Genomic DNA, 18,860 nt, shown 5'->3' with positions numbered 1-18,860 from the left:
CCATCTTATTGAAATACTTTCTTAAATTGTTTTGCTATTTCATCTTGTTCTTTCTCAACTGTTTTCCAATCAATATTTAATACTGGAATCTCTTCTACATTCGGTCTATTTTCAGCTTTTATATCTTTTCTACCTGGCAACAAATACGCTTTAGAAACTTGTTTTTGCACATCATCTGATAATAAATAATCAATAAACTCTTTTGCACCTTCTACATTTTTACTATCCTTCATAATGCCTGCTACACGTGGACTAATGACTGTTCCGCTTTTTGGATATACGATATCAACCGGTTCACCCTTTGCTTTTGCACTGTACGTCATATAGTCAACACCCGCAATTACCATATCTTTCGCACCTGTTACAACTGGGTCTAACGCTTCTTGGTTTGCCCCAGCTACTGTAACTTCATTTTTCTTAAGCTGTTCAAATAAATTCCATCCATCTTGTCCATTCTTTTTCACATATCCTGTTACAAAGTCTAAAGCTGAACCTGAAAGTGCTGGATCTGGAAGATTCACTTTCCCTTTCCATTCTCCTTTCGTTATATCGCTCCAATCTTCAGGTGCTGTCTTCACATTTTTTGTGTTATACACAATTCCTAATGCTGAAGCACTATATCCAAAATAATGTCCTTTATCATCCGACCATTCAGAACGAAGCTTATCAGCTTGTTTTGCTTCTTTATAAGCTAACGTTTGCCCATCTTTTTTTAATCCTTCCATCGCTGGTAAAGAAGCAAGTACGACAACGTCAACGACTGGATTTTTCTTTTCAGCCTCCATTCTTGCTAAAATCTTACCTGTTGTTCCTTGAAACATTTCTACTTTTATCCCTGTTTTCTTTTCAAAGTCCTTTTGAATTTTTTCTGCTAATCCTTTTGGTCCTGCACTATATACAACAATTTTCTTTTCATTAGCGTTTTTATTTTTTGCATCTACACTGCCTGTCTTTGAGCTACAACCTGTTACTACAGCAGAAAATAGTAAAGTACATACAAATAAAGACTTAAGCGAACTGAATTTCTTCATACGATTCTCCCCCTATATGATGAATACATTTTTTTGGTACATATAACGATACCGGTTTACCAACGCTTAGCTTACTATTGTAATAAGCTGTCCATACACCGAGTGTCCCCATGTTTACTTTCACTTCATAACGTTCTCCTACATATGTAACGTGCTGAACTTCACCTGTATACATTTCGCATAAGTCATTTTTTGTCCAGCTCACATGCTCTGGACGAATCATTTTTTTCCCCTCTACAAGCCAATTTGCCTTACCAACAAATTTTGCAACAAATTCATGAGACGGTTTCACATAAATGTCTTCTGGTGTTCCTTTTTGTAATACTTCACCCTGCTTCATGACAATAATTTGGTCTGACATTGACATAGCTTCTGTTTGATCATGTGTTACATACAATGCCGTTAAACCAATTGAATGAACGATGTCCATAAGTTCTAATCGCATTTCTTCTCGCAAAATTGCATCGAGTGCACTTAACGGTTCATCGAACAAAATAAAATGAGGTTTCGTTACAATTGCTCTAGCAAATGCGACACGTTGCTGCTGTCCACCTGAGAGTTCATGCGGATATCTTTTCTCCATACCTTGCAAACGAACTCGCTTTATCGCATCTTCTACCTTTTCTCTTAAGTGATTCGTTTGCTTTGTAGCCCTTAAACCAAATGCAACATTTTCAAATACAGTCATATGCGGCCATAAAGCAAAATCTTGAAATACCATGCCGATATTCCGCTCATGAGGAGATGTTTTTATCTTTTTAGCAGAAGAATACATGCACTTATCTCCAAAATATATTTCACCTTTATCCGGTTCCTCAAGCCCTGCAATCATTCTAAGTAAAGTCGTTTTCCCGCATCCTGAAGGTCCTAAAAGTGTGGTGAATTCCCCTTTTTTCATTACAATCTGTAACGGCTTTAACGCCTGTGTTTTCCCAAATGCCTTTTCTAATCCATGAATTTTAATATCCATCGTTTCACCTCTCTCCCCTCATTCTTAACCTGCTTTCATTCTATCTGGAAGTTTTATACTGAATGTTAATGTACTGTAAAGATTAAATTAAAAAATCTCTAATAAACTATTTATTTCTATAGATTTTTTCTATAGTTAGAAGAAAAAGGGGCCAACTTATCATGAATCTCTTAAAATTAGAAATTGTAGTGCTTATTAAGAAATACAAAAAGCTTACTATCGTTGCAGAAAAACTTGGTGTTAAACAACCTACTATTACGTTTCATATAAAAAGCTTAGAAGTGGAACTTGGTGTACCTTTATTTGAATTACGTTCTGGAAGGTATTTCTTAACAGAAGCTGGTGAGGCGTTGCATCATTATGCTTGTAAAATAGATGCACTTATGAAAGAAGCTAGGCGGGTCACACAAGAGTTTAAAGATTTTAATAAAGGCGCTATAACAATTGGTGCTAGTTATGTACCAGCGACTTATCTTTTACCAGAAGTTGTTCACCAATTTCAATGCGAATTTCCAAATATAAAAATAACACTCATAGTAAAAACAGCTCCTGAAATTCGAACGATGCTACAAAATCATGAAATTGATCTCGGGGTAATTTCTGCGGCACCGTTTGACGAACCACTTCTAAAACAAATGAATGTAATGCCTGATACACTTGTTCTTGCCTTTTCCAAAGAACATCATCTTTCTAAAAGAACAAATGTATCATTACAAGATATCGAAAAAGAACGTATATTATTGCATCGTAATCCATCTACAACGAGAGATTTACTTACACAATGGACGTTAGAACATAACATTACATTCCAATCAGAAATTGAACTAGATTCATTAGAAACGATGAAACAAATTTTAAAATATGGTAATGGGGTTGCCTTTATTTCAAAACTTGCTATTGAGCAAGAAGTACAACGAAATGAGCTATGCTATATACCGATCCCTGATTTTGAATTTCAGCGTAATATTTATACCATTCATCATGAGGACAGATGGAATTCTAAAATAATTTCTTTTTTACTACATAGCATTACTTCTTTTGCAGAAAAAAATTAAAAGGCTGTCGTTATACACGACAGCCTTTTAAACTATAACTCTATTTGTTTTTCTTATCCTCAATTTTCGCTTGTGCCTCTTCAGCCTTATCTAATGCTTCTGAAACTTTTTTCTCTTTTTCTTTTACATCATCTATACTATCAACAGCTTTAATTAATTTATCGATTCCTTCTTCATTTACCTTTTTTCGTTTCGCTACTCTTTCATTTACTTTCTCTTCCACATCTTTTGCTTTTTGAAGCATATTCTCTGCATTTGATGTCACAGCTTTTTCAAGTGCATCATCTTTTTTCTTTTGTAACACTTCATTTGCAATATCTTTCGTTTCTAAATACTTACCGTCTTTTAATGCTGTCGCACCGCGATCTAGTAATTGAGCGACTTCTTTATATGCCTTCGCTTCATTTCCTGATTTCTCTTTTTCCGCTTTTTCAAACCACATAATCGCATCACTATATTTTTCATTTTTCAATGATTGCATACCTGTTTCAATATACGTGTCATAATTACTACATCCAGTCATTACGACTAACAGAAAAAGCATTACAAAACTTAATTTTCTCATGATGTTTTCTCCTTTTCTTTGCCTGCTCACTTTACTGTAACATACATGAAAAGGAGTTTCAAAAACTAAAATACTAATATGGTCATTTTTATATTGTTAAAATTTTCTTTTAAACCGATACATCCACTTGTTTTTTCGCCATATGCTGCTTTACTCCAACTAATACAACTAACAATAATCCTCCACCTAATGTCATCATAACAATGCTAGTCGGTAACATATCTAATAATAATCCATATACAATCATTCCAAGCGGTGCGATTGCAGTAGAAATTGTTTCAAGTAGACCGAATACACGTCCTAAATAGCTTGGATCTGTCGTCTTTTGCATATGTACTTGCATCGGGATATTTACGATCATCATTGACATACCAGTTAACATCATAAAAACCATATAGTAAATAAAACTTGCTACTTTCGGAATGGTAACTAACAACGGGAAGACTGTACATAAACTCAAACCCGCAAATAAAAACAGCCCAATATAAATAGAACGAAACGGATTATTCACTTCTTTACGCACTGATAAAGCAATCGCACCAATTAGCATCCCGACCGCTAACATTCCCTCTACAACACCGAGTTGCTTCGAGGATAAATGTAAATTTTGAACAATAATATACGGAAGTGAAACGAAAAGTGCACTCGCAAAAAAGTTTACCCCTACTGCAATTTTCATTAAACCATATATTTCATGCTGTCGTTTTACATATGAAAAACCTTCTTTTATACTCGTCAAGAAATGCTCTTTACTTTCAGCCATTTCTTTTTTATATAAATCAAATACGATAAATAATTGTACGATTACTGCTAAAAAGAATGTAATGCTATTTAGCAGGAAAAAAGATTTAATTGAAAAGAAACCAAATACAACTCCACCAATAATCGGTGCTAAAATATTCGATAAAGATGCTGCCGTCTGGTTCAAAGCACTCGCTTTTTGAATACGCTCCTCATCTACTAAATTAGGAATAGACGAAGTTAATGAAACAGAATAAAAACTTGCACAAATTGATAATAATGCCGCTGATACATAAATAAACAGAAGTGATGGTCCAAAGGTAGTCGCAAGAATAAACATAATAAGCATCGTTAAACTACTTAATAAATCTGTACCAATGACAAGCCATTTTCGATTGACACGGTCAGCTACAGCACCTGCAATCGGTCCACATATCATTCTTGGTATTGACCCGCAAATAAGTGTAGTTGCAAATCCCATCCCTGAACCAGTTGTCTTTAATACGTATAACCCCATTGCAAACGTATAAATACCTGCTCCTAGTAAAGACGTCATCTTTCCAATCATCATTAAAATAATATTTCTCGTTGCAATCTTTATTTTCCAATCATTTTGATCTATACTTACATTCCCCATTATGACACTCTCCCCTTGAAAGTTAAATTGTGTTAAACTTATTATATAATCAACTTTCCAATTTTTACAACAAAAAGTTTAATTGTATTTAACTTTTTTAATTATAAAGGAGCACATGATGGCTACTCTAGGCGAAAAAATTAAAACGTTACGAAAAGAAAAAAAGTTTACTCAAACTGAGCTAGCAGGTTCAGAACTGACAAAAAGTATGCTAAGTCAAATTGAAAATGGAAAAGCTACACCTTCCATGAAAACATTACAATACATCGCTAATAAACTTGGATGTGAAATGAGTTTTTTACTAGAAGAAGATGATGGAGAAATTGTAGAACTCATTCAAAAAATGGAGGAACTAATAAAGACAAATAAATGCGATAAAGTATATGATACTTTACTACCTATCGTTCAAAAAGAGCTACCTTCTACTTTAAATACGGCTCGTATATATAAACAGTTCATAACTGGAGCAGCTATTATGAACGATTATAATATTGAATATTACGTCGAAACCGCTATTTCTATATTTGAAAAATATACTTTATATCGAGAAAGCACTGAAACGAAACTACTGTTTTACTATATGCTCTTCAAGCGTAAAAAATATAAAGAATGTTTACAGATGATTACCATTATTCGTGATGAATATAAAACGAAGAATTTAGAAATGGATCTTATTACACATATACAGTTATACTTAAAAGAAGCAATTATTTTACTCGCATATGGCAATTATGAAAAATGTGAAAGAGTCATCTTAGATGCACTTGCCTTTTCCAAAAAACATCAAGTGTATTATAAAACAGATGATTTTTATCGTATTTTATCTTATCAAAAAATCATTACGGCGGATAAAGAAAGATATTTATATTACATAAAAAAATCTGAGCAATTTGCCATTTTTACAGAAGATACTTTATCCGCTGCAAATATAGATATATTAAAAGCTTATTACTACAATACAATTACGAATGAATATACAATCGCATTAGAACATTTAGAACAATTTCGAGAAAAACTAAAAGATGAACCAATTTTTCAAGACGATGGATTGTATTATCTTGAAAAAGGAAAATATTTGTATGGTTTAAAACGTTACGAGGAAGCTTTAGAAGTATTAGAGCGTGCTATCATACCGGATTATATGAGTCATCCACTTGATCAATCGTGGTTATTAACAGCTGGATCTTATCGTGCTCTTTGCTATATAGAACTTCAAGATAAAAAATCTGCTCTGAAAGAAGCAAAAGAAGCAGTTCAAGCGATAGATGACTATCCTGATTCCATCTTCTCTTCATTTATTAAAGAAACATTACAAATAATACAAAAACTTTAAAAATGTCTCGAAATGGTATATTATTCCCCCTTTTTTGCAAAGATAATAATGATGGGAGGAATATAAATGAATATACAACGCGCAAAAGAGCTTTCCGAGTCATCTGAAGAAGCCAATGTCAGTTTTCAAGGCATGCCTGTTATGATTCAACACGTTGACGAAAGCAACGAAACCGCCCGCATATATGAAGTAACAAATCCAAAACGCGAATTAACAGTTCCAGTTAATAGCTTAGAGGAAATATAAAAAATGCCACTTCTTTTTTTGAAGTGGCATTTTTCTTACTTTGTATCACTTAATTTGTATATTCCTTCTCACCCCTGTTTTTCAGCACCTGAACAAGAAAAGAAGCTTCCTGCTTCTTTTCTTGTTATTACGTGCTACAATACAAACTATGAACTGAACATTCGTACCATATATGTTAAGGAGGAAAGATAATGGGAACTAATCCACAAAAAACTAGCCCTTATTATGCGGTTATATTCACTTCTAATCTATCAAATGATACAACAGACTATAGTACCGTTTCCGAAAAAATGGAGGAACTTGCGAAACAGCAACCTGGATTTCTAGGTGTAGAAAGTACACGAGATCATTCGGGACTCGGAATCACAATTTCTTATTGGGAATCACTTGCGGCAATTGAAAATTGGAAACAGAACGCCTTACATAAAGAAGCGAAAAAAAGAGGCCGTGAGCAATGGTATGAAAACTTCCACCTGCGTATCTGCCTTGTTGAGAAAGAATATAAGTTTCATAGAGATACCTTGTAACTTATGAAGAAAAAATTGGCTCTCGTTGCTATTCATGAAATATACGGTGTGAACGATCATATGCATCGTGTTATTGACCACTTCAATACATCTCATATAGATGTATTCTGTCCTAACCTTTTACAACTACAAAATTCATTTCATTATAGTGATGAAGAAAAAGCATATCAATATTTTATGAATCATATTGGATTTGATTATGGGAAAGAACAAATTAATGAGGTAATTTCTACCCTTTCAAATGATTACACGCATATAGGACTTATCGGCTTTAGTGTTGGGGCTACCATCGCTTGGCTCTGTAGTAACAATCCAACAATAGATTTTATCATTGGATGTTACGGTTCCCGTATACGTGACTATGTTCACATTAAACCTACATGTGCTACATTACTTATTTTCCCTGAACAAGAAGCTAGTTTTTCAGTATCCTCTTTAATGAAAGCATTGCAGCAACAAAGGAATCCTCTATTAGAAATAAAACAACTACATGGCGAACATGGATTTTCAAATCCATCCGCAGTAACATATAACGAACAATCTACAACGCAAGTATACAAAATAATAGATTCGTTTCTTATGAAAACTATGTTGTAAAGGAGTTTCATATGCCACTAACATTACTATTACTCATATTCATAATAATTCCTTTCATTTCAGCATTAGCTCTCATTTTTATGACGGTTAAAAAAGGAACTTTTCTAAACCGACCATACTTACAATCATTCATCGTATGTGCTCTATTTTTTACGAATTGGATATTATATTTAACAAATTTTTATTCATTACTACCTGAGAAAGTTAGTCGATTTATATTCCTACCCATTTGGTTTTTCCTTTGCGTTTTAGGTTTAATCGTTTTCACACGCGAATGGAAAAACAATCGTGTTTTTTCCATATCTATCGGTTTTCTTTCTTTTATCCCGCATTAACGGGCAGTAAAACTCCCACCTCAAAATTCGGCTGAAGCAAAGAAGTTAGGTGAGAGATTAACTGCCCGTAAACGCCCGATTGGTTCAGCTAATAATCAGTGGGGGATACCCCCACTGATTAAAGTTTCACTTTATTAGTTTTCTATTTGGATTATTGTTGTTAGTTCTTTCAGAAATGTAAACATAGAAGGAAGAAAAGCCCAACATCAACTTTTCTTCCTTCTATGTTTACCTTTAGATTTCACTGTTCCTGATTCACAAGGTGTGTAGTAAATTTGTGGTGTCGCCTTATCGACCACCATCATAAACGTAATAAAACCGATAATAAAGAAAATGAATACCGTTAATAAAATAGCGCCTATCGTTAAAAGTATCATAACACCACCCCTATATATTTCATGTTATTACACCTTTCGCTATTATATGAGCTGAATCCTTTTTAGAAAAATAAACGTAACAAAATAATTACAATGACTCCTGTTAATACTGTTCCTAATAAACTACGAGTATATATCGCTACGAAGAATGTTGGGATTGCCGCAATGATATAATCCCACTGCACTGTCTCATGCATAAATAATACTTGTGCTAAAAGTGCTGCTAATATCGCAATTGGTATGTAATTTAACCATTTTAAACCCCAGTCTGGAATTTGTAGTTTACTAAATACGAGAAGAGGTAAAATACGTGGTACGAGTGTGACAGCTCCGGCTGCTAGTAAAAGGAATAATACGTCCAATCTTACTTCCATTTTTCAATCACCACCCCGATTGTCGCAGCTAAAAGTGTTGCGATAATAACTGCTATACTATCTGGCATAAATAAGTGTGAAACGTATGCGATAATAATCGCTACAATTGCAACACTTAGATGAATGGCTAGTTTCGGTTTACTACTTATTAGCTGAAGTACAAATAATCCGATAAACATCGCTGGTAACGCATAATCCATTCCGTACGTATGAGGATCTGGTATCCACTCTCCAAAAAGCCCTCCGAGAACTGTAGCTAAAATCCAATTTAAATATGCTGTTACATTAAGTCCCATCATCCATTTCTCGCCTAAATGGCCTTTTTGTGCTGCTTGTTGCACTGCAACGCCGAAAGTTTCATCTGTAATTTGCGAACCAATTATTAAATTTTTAAAAAGAGGTATCTTGGTAAAGTAAGGTGCGAGTGCAGCACTCATTAATAAGTGACGTAAATTAACAAAGAACACAGTAAAAATAATTGCCGAGGCTGTGGCACCCGCTGCATACATACCTGCTAATATAAACTGAGCAGAACCTGCGTAAATTAATGTGGACATAAAAGCAATTTCTATGATCGAGAAACCTGCTGTTTTCGCAATAACACCAGCCGCTATACCGATGCTCAAATATCCAAATACAGTTGGTAAACAATCCTTTACACCTTGCTGAAATGAATCATCGCTCTGCAGTGTCATATGTGCTTGAGCTTTATTCACCATTATCTCCCTCCATTTCTTCCATAGTACGTTTTCCTGTTACGACATGAACTAAATCTATGTTTTCACGCCATAATGTATCTAATTTATCAGCTCCAAACTCCTTCGTAATCTCCTCCACCATAATGTCGTGCCGAACATATTCTGTAGCGACGAGAACTAAAGCTGGATCATACGTTGTAACGGCCCATGAAGTGCTATCATTTGAAAAATTAGCAATTAATACTTCTTCCCCATCACGCGCGATAACAGTTAAATGACCACCCATTCTCTTTTCAACGACGTGAGGTGTCATATAATTATGGTGAAATGTCGCTCCTATTTTTGTTTCTGGAGCACCAAATAAAATTGAAAAAATATGTACGCCTTCCGCTTCCTTTTGATGAATGAATGGCTCAATCTCGTGCACTTGATCCTCCCATACAGAAATCCATAACTCTTCTTTTGCTCTATTAATTATATTGCATATTTCTTTCAAAACACGATCATTTGAGCGAATATGCGAAATTACATCAATTTGTCGCTCTTGTTCTAAACAATTTAATTTTCGGTCTAAAAATTCAAATGATTTCTCGAAATCTTTTCGCATTCGATCCATTAATTCCGTAGCTGGCACTGGTACATATTTCACTGGTTCAGAAGGAACTAAATGTACTGCACCTTTATCCATCAACTTGCCAAGTACTTCATAAATCATTGAACGGGGTACTCCTGTTTGTTTACTAACTTCATAACCTGTTACTGGGGAATGTTTTAATAAACCAATATACGCTTTACATTCATACTGGGAAAAACCTAACTTTTGTAACTCCTTTATTATTTCATCCATCGGTAACCCCTCACAATTTATATAGCTCTAATTTCAAAACTACGATTTCACTTTCCATTAGTAGTTATTGCTATACCTACTAATATAAAAAAGAAGCCTCTACAAGTCAACTGACAATTCCGAATTTTTATTCGAAATAAAAAGCCTTCTTTTGAAAGGCTTTTTGTGCATAATGAATTATTTCAACTGTAGAGCATTTGATATATTACCCTCCAAATGCTCACGTAAGGTCGAACCTGTATACTCTTCTCTAAATACACCTGCTCTCACGAATAAAGGAATGACTTCACTAAAGAATAAATCCAATGATTTTGGAGGTCCCCCTGGAATTGCAATAAATCCATCTAGTGCCCCTGCTTCAAATCTTTCCATAATTTGCTTACAAACATCTTGTGGTGTGCCTATAGCGACCCAATGAGCAGAACCAACAACTTCTGGTCGTTCTAGTATTTGCTCAACAGTTGGTTCATTTTTTATGATGAAATTCCGTAATAATTGGGCATGCGTTTTACTACGTACAGCTTGATTTCTACTTGGTAGCATATGTTCAGTAACCTTACTTTCTAATGGCATCCCTCTAACGTCTAATCCGAGAACCATTTCGAGTAAAGCGTACCTCTTCTCTTTTGTAAGGTGTTGATGAGCTTGCCTGTGCATTTCTAGTGCTTCTTCATATGAATCGCCAATAAAGAAATATAAACCAGGCAATACACGTATATCCTCTTGCTTTCGGCCATGCTTTTCTGCTCTTCTTCTTAAATCTTGGCGAAGTTCGATTCCTGATTCTACATCTGGCATCGCGGCGAAAATTGCATCCGCAACAGAAGCAGCGAAATTCCGGCCAGACTCTGAAGCACCCGCTTGAAATAAAGGCATTTCCCCAGAAATATGTTGCGGGATATTAAGTGGACCTTTCACCTCAAAATGCTCACCACGATGCTCAATTGGCTGTACCATCTCTCTAATTACATCTGCGTTGTCTTCTTTCAAAACTTCATAAGGATGACTCCTCCAAAGTTTTCTTACTAACTCTGTACATTCTGCCGCTTTCGCGTATCGTTCCTCAGATGGTTGCATCCCTGTCTCACCAAAGTTTTCAGCACCATCAATTGATGTGACAATGTTCCAACCTACTCGGCCGTTACTAATCCAATTTAAAGATTGTAGTTGCCTCGCTAGTATATATGGTGGATAAAATGATGTTGAAGCGGTCGTAACGACTCCAATCTTTTCTGTTGCATAAGCAATAGCAGTAAACAATAGTGTCGGATCTAAAATTACATTCCCCTTATTACGTGCAATTAAATCTGGATGTGCCACTAAATAATCCGCTTTAAAAACAAAATCTAACTTAGCCTTCTCTGCCAGCTTCGCTAACTCTACTTGCTCATCAATTCCCGAATCAAACTCATTCTCTTGTTCTTTCTTTCTAGAAATCAAACATAGTCCAATGCAAAGCTGTTTTTTTGTAGACATATGTACACACCTTCCCGATACGATAAACTTAACTAAATCTATACAATTCAATCAAATTTACACAAGTTAGTGCTTCATCGTGTTCTCGCAACCCCGAAGGGACGAGGGGTATAACACTCCACACGAGGTAGTATCGTTACCTCCTATTATCAAGCATTTATATCAAATTTACACAAGTTAGTGCTTCATCGTGTTCTCGCAACCCCGAAGGGACGAGGGGTATAACACTCCACACGAGGTAGTATCGTTACCTCCTATTATCAAGCATTTATTTTACCCATCTTGATAAATTTATCGAAGCATTCAAATCCCTATCGTGATGGCTATTGCACCCAACACAACACCACTCACGTATTTTTAAACTCCACTGTCCTTCTGGTTGAACTGAATGGTCGTATTTAACGCCACAACATGAGCAAATCTTGCTTGAGGCGAACCATTTATCAGCTTTTACATACTCAATGCCATACTTCTCGCATTTGTATGATAAACATTGAAAGAAGAAGTTTAATTTTTGAAATGAAAATGCTTTCGATAGTTTTTTGTTTTTTAACAGGTTTGAGATAGGGAAGTCTTCCACAACAATCCTCATTGGTTTGGTTTTCACCAATTTAGCTGTCGCTTGATGGATATGGTTATTTCGGATATTCGTAATTTTCCTAGACAACCGAAGGTGTTCGGTTTTTGCTTTTTCATATCCTGCGGATTGAATTTTTACACCTTTTGTAAATCTCCTAGACATATCTCTTTGCGCTGACTTTTTCCTTTTCAAAAGTTTTTTAACCTTGGCATCTTTGTTTATATTTCGTTCTTTCGTACCATTAGAAGCCACAAACAGCTCTTTTAAACCAACATCCACACCAATCGACTCATCGGTTAATTCTTGTGCTTCAAAGGATTCTTCGAACCCTACACTAATCCACCAGTGACGACCATCAAAGGTAACTCTTGGATTTGATGGTTTTTTGTTTCTGGGTAGTTGTTGGCTTGTTTTCACTTCTCCAATGGACTGAATATCAACTACTTTCTTTCCTATAATCAGTCTTTCATAATTGGCATAAAATCCTTGAATTACATCTTTTTTGGATTTATAAGAAGTGTGATAACCATTTTTGTACTTTTTGAACGAATGTTTCCTCGCCTTGTCAAAATCTTTTGAAGCCTGTTTGGGAACTTGTGCATTGATGTCTTTTAACCACTCATATCTCTTTCGCTTCTTGATCTTTGTAAATCGTTTCTGTAAAGCTAGCTGTGAAACAGATTTTCCAAATAGCTTATAGTATCTATCACTCATTCTTTTACAATAGTTATAAGCGAATCTTGCAGCACCAGCATGGTTTCTCAGCACTTTTTCTTGTTCAGGCGTTGGAATCAGTCTGACTTTCTTCGCCAATATCATCAGAAGTCAACTCCTTGATTATCTGTTTAGTCTTTTTAGAGCGCTTGCCTTGAAGTTTACAACTAAATACTGTAATGATTTGAACAAGGTCTTCTACGACCTCCTGTTCTTCTGTTTTAGCAGTATTGTCAATTACTTCAATCGCTGTTCCGTGTAGTTGACAGATCTTTTCAACCAACTCATAACCGAACCTCACAAGCCTATCTTTGTGCATGATAACAACTTTTTCAACCTCATTGTTCTCAATGCGTTCCATTAACTTGTTAAAGCCTTTTTTCTTATAATTGATCCCAGAGCCAATATCTTCAATAATTTCAAATTGATAACCTCGTGCGATGAGATATTGCTTCATTCTATCGACTTGTCTTTCTAGGTCATTTTTTTGACTCGAAGAACTAACTCTACAATAGCCAATTATGATGCGGTTATTCGGTCGCTCACCTTTTAGATAATGAATGATTTGTTCTTCTGAATAATAGCGTGTTTTGCCAGCAGTAATCTTTTCAGGCACTAATTCACCACTTTGGTGCATTCTCCTGAGACTACTCGGATGCAAACCTGTTAATTCTGATACTTGACTAACTCGTAAAAATTTCATTATTATTCTCACCTCATTGAATCCGCAATAGTACATACATTCGATAGATTCAATGAAGTTTGATAGATTTAATTAAATTTATCTCGTTCAACTAAGGGCGCAATTCCTTAGCCAGTTCTCTTATGAACTTCTCATGTTTTCACATGAGCGCAGACTATATGTTTATCTACTTAGAGATAGAGGATTTTTCCACCACCATAGGCTTGTGATGTACTCTCGTCAGTTATACGAGATAGTCGTTGAACGTTCATCTTATCAATTTTGACTTAGATGATTCGAGGCGGAAGACCCATTGTTCTAGTGTTTAGGATTTAACCTTGCACGATCTGATTGATTTTTTCTGCTTTCGCGACATTCGCGCTCGCTATTTCTAGCCACGCTGTAGTTCCATCAGCTTTAGGGATTGCCCGCAGTTAACCCTCACTACTAGCCAATCACTTGACTAGCAGGGCTTACTGATATATTTAATTACCTTTAGTTATAATTGGTTAAATAAATCGTAACAGTTAATTACCCTTATTTTAATTCACCTAGTTAACCAAAGACTGATACAATCACAACGTCCATTCTTTTTAAAGAATAACAATAATGATAATGATATTAATAATCATTATCATTTTATGATGTTACTGAAATAAAAGCAACAAAAAAAGACTCCCACTAATGGGAAGTCCTTTATCCCGCATTAACGGGCAGTACGGCTCCTAGCTCAAAACCAGAAGTTAGGCGGGGAATAACTGCCCGTAAATGCCCGATTGGTGAAGGCTAATAATCAGTGGGGGATGCCCCCACTGATTAAAGTTTCACTTTATCTCAATATTTCATTCGCTTCTTTTTCATAAATTTTATCAAACGAAGTCATGATGCGCTGCGATGCTTGAATCATTTTTTGATTCGTCATAAGGTCAGCCATTTCTTTCGTCATATCCACATTTGAATTTTCTAGCATATGATTACGTACTGCCCCTGTTCCATTCGGTAAATCAGCGAGGTTACCTTCTGCTAGTGTAAAACTTTTATTTTCACGTTGCATGAGGCGAGCGTTCGCTTCTGCGTCTACTGTTTTCGTTTGCAATTGTGCAATTACTATTCTCTTAATATCTGGATCTTGCAGCGTTCCTTCGTTAATTTCTCTATAAATTTCTCCATTATTAGATACGAAGAAATCAACATTTTCAGGAATACGAATACGTTCATTATTTACATCCATAACATAAGCACCTGCAGATGTTTGTAAATAACGATCACTATTTAATGTAAAACTACCGTCTCTCGTTAAAAATGTTTCATCATTTTTAGATGTAACGAAAAATGATGATGTGCCAGCCGCACCGTCGTCTAAAAAGAAATCTGTAGCACTATTTGTAATTTGTACATTTCCTTGTACTAAGTTCACATGCGTCGCAGCTGGTACGACAGCGTAATCGACCGAACCGATATTTGTCGTAGCTCCGTCTCCGCGGCGATATGTGTCTTGCACATCAAATACTTTAGACGTCATGTTTTCTGCTTTAAATCCTGTCGTTTGGGCATTTGCGACGTTATTCGAATGAACATTAATATGCTGCATGTAATTCATCATACCCATAGAACCTATATAAAGACCGTTCATACTCGTTTGAATAAGGCAAGTGCCTTATTCTTCACCTCTTTTCTTACGATGTTTGTAACATTTGTTTTGCTAAATGTTCAGCTGTAGCGATATGTATATGTTGCTTCACGTCTTGTCCATCTGTCATTAATACAATTGGAGCTGATGATACAGCTGGAATTTTCAACAATTCACCGCTGCTCGCTGTTTCATCAAATTTCGTAAACACGATACCATCTATATGAATATCTTTAAAGTTCGTAATAATTTCAATCATGTCTTTACTTTTCATGGAAGCTGATAACGTTAAACAAATATAGTCTGGCTCTACTTGTCCCATCGTCTCAATCATCTCTTCAACTGTCTCTGACGTACGATAATTTTTACCGGCTGTATCTATTAATATATAATCGACGCGCGCTTCTTCTTTAAAATAACTGAGTGCCCTTGTCATAGCTGCTTCATCTCGCACAGCGATTACTTCTGACCCAATTGTTTTTACGTAATCTTGTAATTGCTGCACTGTTCCAATGCGAGAGTGGTCTGTCGTAATAAAACCAACTGTTTTTCTCTTAGCGTGAAACTGCCATGCCATTTTCGCAAGTGTCGTCGTTTTTCCAACGCCAGTTGGACCGATTAATGCAATTGTTTGTACCTCTTTCTCAAATACGTTTTCAGTATTAAAATGAGATCTCATATCTTCCAATATGTATCCGATGACTTCTTCTTCTGTAATCATCGTTGCATTCTCAAACTTCACTTTTAATTTTTCAGCATATGCATGAATGAAATATTGTTCCACATCGTTTTGTTCTAACATCCGAATTACTTTTTGAATAATAAATGGCACAGATTCCTGCTTTTCTTTTTTAACAACTACTTCTTCTTTCTTTACAGAAATAGCTTGTTTCACAACAGGCTGTTTTTTAGCTACTTTCGTCTCTTCTGTATGTTTCACAACGACAATACCCTTTTCAAACAGTTGTAATAGTTTCTCTTTTTTTCTTGCCCATTCTTCACTATTCCCTGATTGCATCGCTGCGTATGACATAGAAGTCGTTACGTTTTCTAAATTGTGCAAGACAGATTGAATTCCATTCACCTTCACGGTTTCTTCGGAAGGTTCACCTACAACATCCATTAATTGCTCATGAAATTGAGTTGTTCCTTCGCTATTTTCATCCTGTTTACCTTCAGGAAAAGCGACTAACATTTCATAATTCTTTTTCCAAAAAAACGGGATATTTCGTTTTACACTTTCATCGACAACGTAGTAATAATCTGTACCATATTGGTCAAATAATTTTCGATACAATTCATTTTTCGAAGCTGCTTTTATTCGCATTAACGCTTCTTTTTTTTCTGTACTTTCCATTACTTCACCTCCTACTATTCAATATAAGCAATTTGATCTACAACAATTTCTGGTGCCAATTCACTAATACATAATACTTTAGCTTCTATTTGATAACGTTCAAGAAGTCTCACAATAGCAAACCTGAAATCTTTTCTACGCGTTAATAATACTGGCTCTCGTCCCATTAAACGAGCTTGTTTGAAAACGCGCTGTACTTGTTCTACTACACGCGTTTCTAAATCTAAATCCCAGTTTAATAAATAACCTTGGTATGAATTATTAACAACATCTGCATCTAACTCAAGCGAATCAGCGAAAAGTGCTGCATAAATTTTTCCATCAGGATTTTTCGCACTCTCACAAATAACTTTTGAAATACATTCACGAACAAATGCAGTGACACCATCAACATGGTTTTGATAAATTTCTTTCCCGTCAATAATACCTTCAATAATTGTCGGTAAATCCCGGATTGAAATTCCTTCTTTCAGCAGTTGTTTAATAACATTTTGAACGAGTGATAAATCAATTTCTTTCTTCTTAATCTCTTCTAATAAAACGCCATTATCAGTTTCAAGCGAGTTAATCAAGTCTTTCACATGCTGACGCTGAATTAACTCGTGAAGGTTACGTCTAACGACAACATCTAAATGCGTAATTAATATGCTAAGCGGCTCTAACACTTGATAACCTTTCATTTGTGCATCTTGTACCATATGCTCCAAAATCCAATATCCATCTTCACCGAAAATTGGATCTTTCGCTGGTTCTGCATCTAAATCCGCCATTACATTCGGTGTTTTCAGTGCTAGTAAATAACCTGATTTTAAAACACCTTCAGCAGCTTTCGCACCTTTAATACGAATAATGTAACGTCCGCGCGGTCTAAAACTCGTATTATCTTTAAAGTTAATTCCAGGAACGTTAATACCGAGGTCGGTAATAATCGACTTCCTCATAAGAACAACTTTATCACGCGCTGTTTCCCCGTTTATCTTCTGCTTTACAAGTGCCGCTAAATCTAAACCAAGCTCTACAATAATTGGATATTTATCTGTAAAGACTCCGAATGAATCTTCCACTTGTTGCAGTTGCTCTTCATCGCCTTGAATCATTTCTAATTCTTTTTGAAGCTCGTCTTCTTTTTCTTTCTTTATTCGCTTTTTATTGCGAATTCCTAAGAAGATAATTGTTCCACCAACGAGAGCAAATGGTAGAAATGGTAACGGTGTAAAAACACCCATTGCGATAAATAAACCACCGAGCGCATATACAACAACTTCATGCGCTAATAACTCTTTAAAGATTCCTTCAGTTACTGTATCTGCTGAACCGTCAAATACACGCGTTACGATAATACCTGTTGAAATCGCAAGCATTAACGAACCGATTTGGTTTACAATTCCGTCACCGACAGTTAACTGTGTATAGTGAATAGCCGCATCTGCAAAGCTCATTCCTTGCTGCATCATACCGACAATTAAACCGAAAATAATGTTTACGAATAAAATGACAATCCCGAAAATAACGTCCCCTTTAATGAACTTTCCGGCACCATCCATCGCTCCATAAAACTCTGTTTCCATATTTAATTTTTTTCGTTTCGCCTGTGCATCTTTTTCTGTAATAAGACGCTGATTCAAGTCAGCATCGATAGACATTTGTTTCCCTGGTAAAGAATCAAGTGTAAAACGAGCTGCTACTTCAGCTGTACGAGACGCACCGTTTGCAACGATAAACTGGAATATGATTAAAACTATAAAAATAACGATACCAATTAATAAGTTCCCGCCAATTACGAACTGGCCGAACTCTTCAATAACATGACCTGCATTTCCGTCTGTTAAAATCGCTCGCGTCGTCGAAACGTTAATCGATACGCGAAAAATCCCGATTAATAACAACATCGTCGGAAATGACTTTAATTCATCCCACTCGTTAATACTTGTAGCTCGCATATAAATAAGCACTGACATACTTAGTAGAAAAACGATAACGATATCAAGTATAAATGGTGGAAGTGGAATTAAGAGCGCCACAACGAATGACGCTGCTAAAAAGATAGAAAAATAGGTTCTTGCAGAATCCATCTTAAACAAAGAGATC

General features: G+C 35.6%; 20 protein-coding genes. 6 read left to right on the top strand and 14 right to left on the bottom strand.

Going from position 1 to position 18,860, the window contains the following annotated elements; genetic code table 11:
- Nucleotides 1–5: 5 nt before the first annotated feature.
- Nucleotides 6–1,031, bottom strand: a complete 1,026-nt coding sequence (locus JFU54_RS24675) for an ABC transporter substrate-binding protein (RefSeq protein ID WP_201066708.1) — start codon at nt 1,029–1,031, stop codon at nt 6–8.
- Nucleotides 1,009–2,001 carry an ABC transporter ATP-binding protein gene (locus JFU54_RS24670; protein WP_098636146.1) on the bottom strand — a complete coding sequence of 331 codons (993 nt, stop codon included), beginning with the start codon at nt 1,999–2,001 and terminating at the stop codon, nt 1,009–1,011. The genes JFU54_RS24675 and JFU54_RS24670 overlap by 23 nt, the downstream gene beginning before the upstream one ends.
- 161 nt (nt 2,002–2,162) lie before the next feature.
- Here JFU54_RS24670 and JFU54_RS24665 point away from each other — a divergent pair, with 161 nt between their 5' ends.
- Nucleotides 2,163–3,056, top strand: coding sequence for a LysR family transcriptional regulator (locus JFU54_RS24665; RefSeq protein WP_201066706.1), 894 nt, complete (start codon nt 2,163–2,165; stop codon nt 3,054–3,056).
- Nucleotides 3,057–3,096: 40 nt separating this feature from the next.
- Here JFU54_RS24665 and JFU54_RS24660 read toward each other — a convergent pair whose 3' ends face one another.
- A complete protein-coding gene (locus JFU54_RS24660; protein ID WP_002086429.1) occupies nt 3,097–3,621 on the bottom strand; it encodes an outer membrane protein assembly factor BamD in 525 nt (174 codons plus the stop codon).
- 109 nt (nt 3,622–3,730) lie between these two features.
- The gene (locus JFU54_RS24655) at nt 3,731–4,999 is read right to left on the bottom strand and encodes an MFS transporter (RefSeq protein WP_193652665.1); all 1,269 of its coding nucleotides are present in this window, start codon (nt 4,997–4,999) and stop codon (nt 3,731–3,733) included.
- A 118-nt stretch (nt 5,000–5,117) separates the two neighbouring features.
- Between JFU54_RS24655 and JFU54_RS24650 the strand changes: the two genes are divergently transcribed.
- The 5 genes from JFU54_RS24650 to JFU54_RS24630 all read left to right on the top strand — a co-directional run bounded on the left by JFU54_RS24650 (nt 5,118) and on the right by JFU54_RS24630 (nt 8,037).
- Nucleotides 5,118–6,332 (top strand): helix-turn-helix domain-containing protein, encoded by a 1,215-nt coding sequence (locus tag JFU54_RS24650; RefSeq protein WP_201066704.1) that lies wholly within the window; start codon nt 5,118–5,120, stop codon nt 6,330–6,332.
- 66 nt (nt 6,333–6,398) lie between these two features.
- A complete protein-coding gene (locus tag JFU54_RS24645) occupies nt 6,399–6,578 on the top strand; it encodes an H-type small acid-soluble spore protein (protein WP_001025736.1) in 180 nt (59 codons plus the stop codon).
- A 191-nt stretch (nt 6,579–6,769) separates the two neighbouring features.
- Nucleotides 6,770–7,105: an antibiotic biosynthesis monooxygenase family protein gene (locus tag JFU54_RS24640; RefSeq protein ID WP_193652663.1), complete on the top strand. Its 336-nt coding sequence runs from the start codon at nt 6,770–6,772 to the stop codon at nt 7,103–7,105.
- Nucleotides 7,106–7,108: 3 nt separating this feature from the next.
- Nucleotides 7,109–7,702, top strand: coding sequence for a dienelactone hydrolase family protein (locus tag JFU54_RS24635; protein WP_193652662.1), 594 nt, complete (start codon nt 7,109–7,111; stop codon nt 7,700–7,702).
- An 11-nt stretch (nt 7,703–7,713) separates the two neighbouring features.
- Nucleotides 7,714–8,037 carry a hypothetical protein gene (locus tag JFU54_RS24630; RefSeq protein WP_201066702.1) on the top strand — a complete coding sequence of 108 codons (324 nt, stop codon included), beginning with the start codon at nt 7,714–7,716 and terminating at the stop codon, nt 8,035–8,037.
- 206 nt (nt 8,038–8,243) lie between these two features.
- Here JFU54_RS24630 and JFU54_RS24625 read toward each other — a convergent pair whose 3' ends face one another.
- The 10 genes from JFU54_RS24625 to flhA all read right to left on the bottom strand — a co-directional run bounded on the left by JFU54_RS24625 (nt 8,244) and on the right by flhA (nt 18,853).
- Nucleotides 8,244–8,414, bottom strand: coding sequence for a DUF3951 domain-containing protein (locus JFU54_RS24625; protein ID WP_098776912.1), 171 nt, complete (start codon nt 8,412–8,414; stop codon nt 8,244–8,246).
- Between the two features lie 62 nt (nt 8,415–8,476).
- The gene (locus tag JFU54_RS24620) at nt 8,477–8,788 is read right to left on the bottom strand and encodes an AzlD domain-containing protein (RefSeq protein WP_002086437.1); all 312 of its coding nucleotides are present in this window, start codon (nt 8,786–8,788) and stop codon (nt 8,477–8,479) included.
- Nucleotides 8,779–9,507 (bottom strand): AzlC family ABC transporter permease, encoded by a 729-nt coding sequence (locus JFU54_RS24615; RefSeq protein ID WP_201066700.1) that lies wholly within the window; start codon nt 9,505–9,507, stop codon nt 8,779–8,781. The genes JFU54_RS24620 and JFU54_RS24615 overlap by 10 nt, the downstream gene beginning before the upstream one ends.
- On the bottom strand, nt 9,497–10,333 hold the full coding sequence (locus tag JFU54_RS24610; protein ID WP_088031615.1) for a TrmB family transcriptional regulator: 837 nt from the start codon (nt 10,331–10,333) through the stop codon (nt 9,497–9,499). Before JFU54_RS24610 ends, JFU54_RS24615 begins: the two co-directional genes overlap by 11 nt.
- A 177-nt stretch (nt 10,334–10,510) precedes the next feature.
- Nucleotides 10,511–11,809, bottom strand: a complete 1,299-nt coding sequence (locus JFU54_RS24605) for an NtaA/DmoA family FMN-dependent monooxygenase (RefSeq protein ID WP_201066698.1) — start codon at nt 11,807–11,809, stop codon at nt 10,511–10,513.
- Nucleotides 11,810–12,077: 268 nt separating this feature from the next.
- The gene (locus tag JFU54_RS24600) at nt 12,078–13,208 is read right to left on the bottom strand and encodes an RNA-guided endonuclease InsQ/TnpB family protein (RefSeq protein WP_201066691.1); all 1,131 of its coding nucleotides are present in this window, start codon (nt 13,206–13,208) and stop codon (nt 12,078–12,080) included.
- Nucleotides 13,168–13,806: an IS607 family transposase gene (locus tag JFU54_RS24595; RefSeq protein WP_016103084.1), complete on the bottom strand. Its 639-nt coding sequence runs from the start codon at nt 13,804–13,806 to the stop codon at nt 13,168–13,170. The genes JFU54_RS24600 and JFU54_RS24595 overlap by 41 nt, the downstream gene beginning before the upstream one ends.
- An 808-nt stretch (nt 13,807–14,614) precedes the next feature.
- Nucleotides 14,615–15,418, bottom strand: coding sequence for a flagellar basal-body rod protein FlgG (locus JFU54_RS24590; protein ID WP_201066689.1), 804 nt, complete (start codon nt 15,416–15,418; stop codon nt 14,615–14,617).
- Between the two features lie 43 nt (nt 15,419–15,461).
- A complete protein-coding gene (gene flhF / locus JFU54_RS24585; RefSeq protein WP_201066687.1) occupies nt 15,462–16,772 on the bottom strand; it encodes a flagellar biosynthesis GTPase FlhF in 1,311 nt (436 codons plus the stop codon).
- A 14-nt stretch (nt 16,773–16,786) separates the two neighbouring features.
- The gene (gene flhA / locus JFU54_RS24580) at nt 16,787–18,853 is read right to left on the bottom strand and encodes a flagellar biosynthesis protein FlhA (RefSeq protein ID WP_151304682.1); all 2,067 of its coding nucleotides are present in this window, start codon (nt 18,851–18,853) and stop codon (nt 16,787–16,789) included.
- Between the last annotated feature and the right edge of the window lie 7 nt (nt 18,854–18,860).

The organism is Bacillus sp. TH19 (assembly GCF_016651075.1).
In the GTDB taxonomy this organism is placed as follows: domain Bacteria; phylum Bacillota; class Bacilli; order Bacillales; family Bacillaceae_G; genus Bacillus_A; species Bacillus_A mycoides.
This window is presented reverse-complemented; position numbering and strand designations above follow the sequence as displayed.